Below are 4,341 nucleotides of genomic sequence, written 5' to 3' on the forward strand. Positions count from 1 at the left end.
CCTCCGCGTTGCGGGAATCTCCGCGTGGGCCCGACGTCGTGTCGCCCCGGGTCGGGGTGGGCGGAGGGGGTAGCGCGCTCAGCTCGCCCGGGGCCAGCGCGGCGCGGTGACGGGGGGAGTCACCGGCCGGCCAGCAGCGGTGGGCCGTACGCCCTGGGGGACGACCCGCGCGGCCTGCTGCCGCGACGGCCCGGTCGCCGTGAACGGGAAGGGTACGTGCACGAACGGATTGCCATGCCGGATCAACGCCTCGATCTGCCGCTCGTTGAGCCCGTGTGCCTCCAACACCCGCCGCCCCCACCGATGCAGGCGGCACGGATAGGAGGCACCGTCGTTGCGGCACAGCGGCCCGGTCGGCCACTCCTCGGCGGTGTGCACGACCACCGCCCGGACCGCGAGCCGGACATCCTCGGGGGTCAGCGGTGTCGGCATCGGCACCTCACCCAGCACCTGGTCGATGGGATCCGTCGACTGCTCACCAACTCGCACGGCAGGCCTCCCGCAGTTCGGCAGCGGTACGGCGGACCCACCGCACCGACATCCTCGGTCAGGAGTACGGCGGGCACTGGCCGAAAGTTCAATTCCGGTACCCGGTAAGCAGATTCGCCCGAGGAACGGACCGTCAGACCAGGCCGGCGTCGTGCACGAGCAGCGCCACCTGGACCCGGTTGTTCAGCTCCAGGCGGGTCAGCAGCCGGGAGACGTACGCCTTCACCGTCGCCACGCTCATGAACAACTCCCCCGCGATCTCCGCGTTGGTGTGACCCCGCCCCAGCGCTACCGCCACCTGCCGCTCCCGCTCACTGAGCGCGTTGAGCAGCCGCAGCGCCCGTTCCCGGCGCGGGTCCGGGCCGACCGGGCCGGGAGCGGTGGCGGTCACGTGGGCGATCAACGTGCGGGTCACCGTCGGGGACAGGGTCGCCTCGCCCGCCGCGACCCGGCGCACGGCGTGCACGATCTCCGCCGGTGGGGTGTCCTTCAGCAGGAAACCGGCAGCCCCGGCGCGGAGCGCCCGCAGCACCTGCTCGTCGGCGTCGAAGGTGGTCAGCACCAGCACCTCCGGCGGGTGCGGCTGGGCACGCAGCGCCTCGGTGGCGGTCAGCCCGTCGACCCGGGGCATCCGGATGTCCATCAGCACCACGTCCGGGGTGTACGCGGCGACGGCCGCCGGGACCTCGCCACCGTCGGTCGCCTCGCCGACCACTGTCAGGTCCGGCAGGCCGCCGAGGATCATCGAGAGCCCGGCCCGGACCAGCGCGTCGTCGTCCACGATCAACACGCGCACCGGCGGCGCGGCCGCGCCGGCCGGCCCGCTCGCGTCCGGCGGTCCGGCTGCGCCGGCAGGGCTGGTCACGCCGACCACGGCAGCCAGGCGGCCAGCCGGAAGTCGCCGCTGTCGTCCCGCCCGTAGGCGAGCCGGCCGCCGGCGAGGGTGACTCGTTCGCTGACGCCGACCAGGCCGGTGCCCGCGCCCGGCAGGGTGCCGCCCTCCGGTGTGCCGACCGGCCACCTGTTGCTGATCGCCACGCTCAGCCCGGTGCCCGGCCCGCCGGACACGTCCACGGTCACCACCGCTCCGGCCGCGTGCTTGCGAGCGTTGGTCAGCCCCTCCTGCACGATCCGGTACGCGGCCCGGCCCAGCGCCGCCGGCACCTCCCCCGGGCTTGCCACGCTGTCACTGACGTTGACCCGCACCCCGGCCGAGCGCGACTCGGCGATCAGCGCCGGCAGGTCGGCGAGGGTCGGCTGCGGCGGCTCCGGGGCGTCGCCGGCCCCGTCGTCCTCGGCGCGGAGCACCCCGATCACCTCCCGCAGGTCCTGCAGGGCGGCGTGCGCGCTGCCCCGGATCACCCCGGCGGCCCGGGCCACCTCGTCGGCCGGCGCGTCCGGGCGAAACTCCAGCGCGCCCGCGTGCAGGCTGAGCAGCGAGATCCGGTGCGCCAGCACGTCGTGCATCTCCCGGGCGATCCGGGTGCGTTCGAGGTGGCGGGCCTGGGTGACCCGCAGCTGCTGCTCGGCTTCGGCCCGTTCGGCCCGCTCCCGCAGCGACACGATCAACTGCCGTCGGGCCCGGACGAACATCCCCCAGGCGAGCACCGCAAAAGTGATCACCACACCCCACGACACGGTGGCCCAGTACGGCATGACCGGATCCGGCCGCGTCCAGCTGAAGACGAGGTTGGTGACGAGGCCGGCACCGGTGACCGCCACCGCGACGGCGGTCCGTCGGTGCACCACAACGGTGAAGTAGATGATCAGCAGCGGGATGGCGGCGGCCATCGAGAACAGGTTCAGCGGCAGTGTGGCAACCGCCAACCCGAGCGGCCACCGCCGCCGCACCCAGAGCAGCCCGCAGCAGACCAGCCCGATCAGCGCGTCCGCGCCGACCATCCAGTCGTACGGCAACGGAACCGCCGACTCCGGGCTGGGCGACAGCCCGTCCACCGTGGCGAACAGCACCCAGAGCAGGCCGAGCAGGAAGGCGAGGCTGTCCACGACCCAGTCGCGGGTGGTGCGGCGCGGACGACGCCGTCCGCGCTCAGCCGGCACCACCAGCTCCCCCGGCAGCAGCCAGGGGTGCTCCGGGACGGCGAGGCTGGTCACGCACCCATGCTAGGGAGCCGTCGGGGGCACGACCAGCTACCAAAGTCGAGACCCACCGGTCGACCAAGGTCGACGCGGCACCGACCGGTGGCCGCAGCGGATGGCCGGGCGGCGCGGGCACGCTCGACGACATGATCACCGTGGAGAACCTCACCAAGCGATACGGGCCACACCCGGCCGTGGACGACGTGTCGTTCCAGTGCGAGCCGGGCACCGTCACCGGCTTCCTCGGCCCCAACGGCGCCGGCAAGTCGACCACCATGCGCATGATCTGCGGGCTCACCACGCCGACCGCCGGCCGTGCCACCGTCGCCGGGCACCCGTACCAGGACCTGCCCAACCCGGGGCGGGAGGTGGGAGTGCTGCTGGACGCCTCCGCCCAGCACGCCGGACGCACCGGCCGCGAGGCGTTGACGCTGTCCGCGTACACCATGGGTCTGGACCGGCGCGAGGTCGCCGCGAAGCTCGACCTGGTCGGGTTGAACGCGGTGGCCGCGAAGCGTCGGGTCCGGGCGTACTCGTTGGGGATGCGCCAACGGCTCGGGCTGGCGCACGCGCTGCTCGGCGACCCCCGGGTGCTGATCCTCGACGAGCCGGCCAACGGGCTGGACCCGGAGGGGATCTTCTGGATGCGCGGCCTGCTGCGCGACTTCGCCGACCGGGGCGGCACGGTGCTGCTCTCCTCCCACCTGCTGCGGGAGGTGGAGGCGGTCGCGGACCGGCTGGTGGTGATCGGGGGTGGCCGGATCGTGGCCCAGGGCGACAAGAACGAGCTGCTGGCCGGCGGCGGCACGGTGGTCCGGGCCCGCGACGACGCGGCGCTGCGCCGGGCGCTGGAAACGGCGGGTCTGACCGCCGCCGACAGCACCGACGGCCTGCTGGTGCAGGCCGACGCCGAGGCGGTCGGCCAGGCGGCGGCCGATGCCGGCGTCGCGCTCGCCGAGCTGCGCCCCGCCAGCGGCGGCGGCCTCGAACAACTCTTCCTCACCCTGACCGCCGGCGAATCCACCAAGGAGGCCGTCCGATGACCACCACCACCGCGCCCGCCAGCGGCCTCGTCGCGCCCCGGCACCACACTCCGGTACGCCGGCCGTCACCGCTCCGCCTCACCGGTGTGGAGCTGCGCAAGCTCGCCGACACCCGGGCCGGACGCTGGCTGCTGATCACCATCGGCCTCGTCGTCGTCGCGATCGTCACCCTCCTGCTGATCTACGCCGAGGACTCCGAGCAGACCTTCTTCACCTTCTTCGTCACGTCGCTGTTGCCGGTCAACGTGCTCCTGCCGGTGCTGGGCATCCTGTCGATCACCAGCGAGTGGTCCCAGCGCACCGCCCTCACCACGTACGCGCTGGTGCCCCGGCGGGAGCGGGTGGTGGCCGCGAAGCTGATCGCGGTGGTGCTGGCCGCGCTCGCCTCCGTGCTGGTCACCCTCGCAATCGCAAGCGTCGGGACGCTCGTGGCGTCCGCCACGGGCGGCGCGGGCACCTGGCGCGTCGACGCGGCGCTGATCGTGAACGCGGCGATCGTCCAGGTCGCCGGCGTGCTGATGGGTGCCGCCTTCGGCCTGCTGCTGCTCAACCCGCCGTTGGCCATCGTCGGTTACCTGCTGCTACCAACCCTCTGGTCGGTGCTGGGCGAACTGGTCCGACCGCTGCGCGGCGCTGCCGGTTGGCTGGACACCAGCCGGACCATGGAGCCGTTGTTCACCAGCCACGTCACCGGCGAGCAGTGGGGACG

5 protein-coding genes are annotated in these 4,341 nt (G+C 73.6%); 2 read left to right on the forward strand and 3 right to left on the reverse strand.

Going from position 1 to position 4,341, the window contains the following annotated elements; all coding sequences use genetic code 11:
- Positions 1-78: 78 nt before the first annotated feature.
- The 3 genes from KBX53_RS24060 to KBX53_RS24070 form a co-directional block, all read right to left on the reverse strand.
- On the reverse strand, positions 79-489 hold the full coding sequence (locus KBX53_RS24060) for a hypothetical protein (RefSeq protein WP_030331335.1): 411 nt from the start codon (positions 487-489) through the stop codon (positions 79-81).
- Positions 490-622: 133 nt separating this feature from the next.
- Positions 623-1,372, reverse strand: coding sequence for a response regulator transcription factor (locus KBX53_RS24065; protein WP_030331337.1), 750 nt, complete (start codon positions 1,370-1,372; stop codon positions 623-625).
- The gene (locus KBX53_RS24070; RefSeq protein ID WP_210861786.1) at positions 1,351-2,604 is read right to left on the reverse strand and encodes a histidine kinase; all 1,254 of its coding nucleotides are present in this window, start codon (positions 2,602-2,604) and stop codon (positions 1,351-1,353) included. The genes KBX53_RS24065 and KBX53_RS24070 overlap by 22 nt, the downstream gene beginning before the upstream one ends.
- Positions 2,605-2,735: 131 nt before the next feature.
- On the opposite strand from KBX53_RS24070, the gene KBX53_RS24075 reads away from it, so the two are divergent.
- Together KBX53_RS24075 and KBX53_RS24080 are read left to right on the forward strand one after the other, a co-directional pair.
- Positions 2,736-3,632 (forward strand): ABC transporter ATP-binding protein, encoded by an 897-nt coding sequence (locus KBX53_RS24075; protein WP_030331341.1) that lies wholly within the window; start codon positions 2,736-2,738, stop codon positions 3,630-3,632.
- On the forward strand, positions 3,629-4,341 hold a 713-nt coding region (locus KBX53_RS24080), incomplete at its 3' end, for an ABC transporter permease (RefSeq protein ID WP_210861788.1). The genes KBX53_RS24075 and KBX53_RS24080, both read left to right, overlap by 4 nt.

It is taken from the genome of Micromonospora sp. M51 (assembly GCF_018070305.1).
GTDB lineage: Bacteria > Actinomycetota > Actinomycetes > Mycobacteriales > Micromonosporaceae > Micromonospora > Micromonospora parva.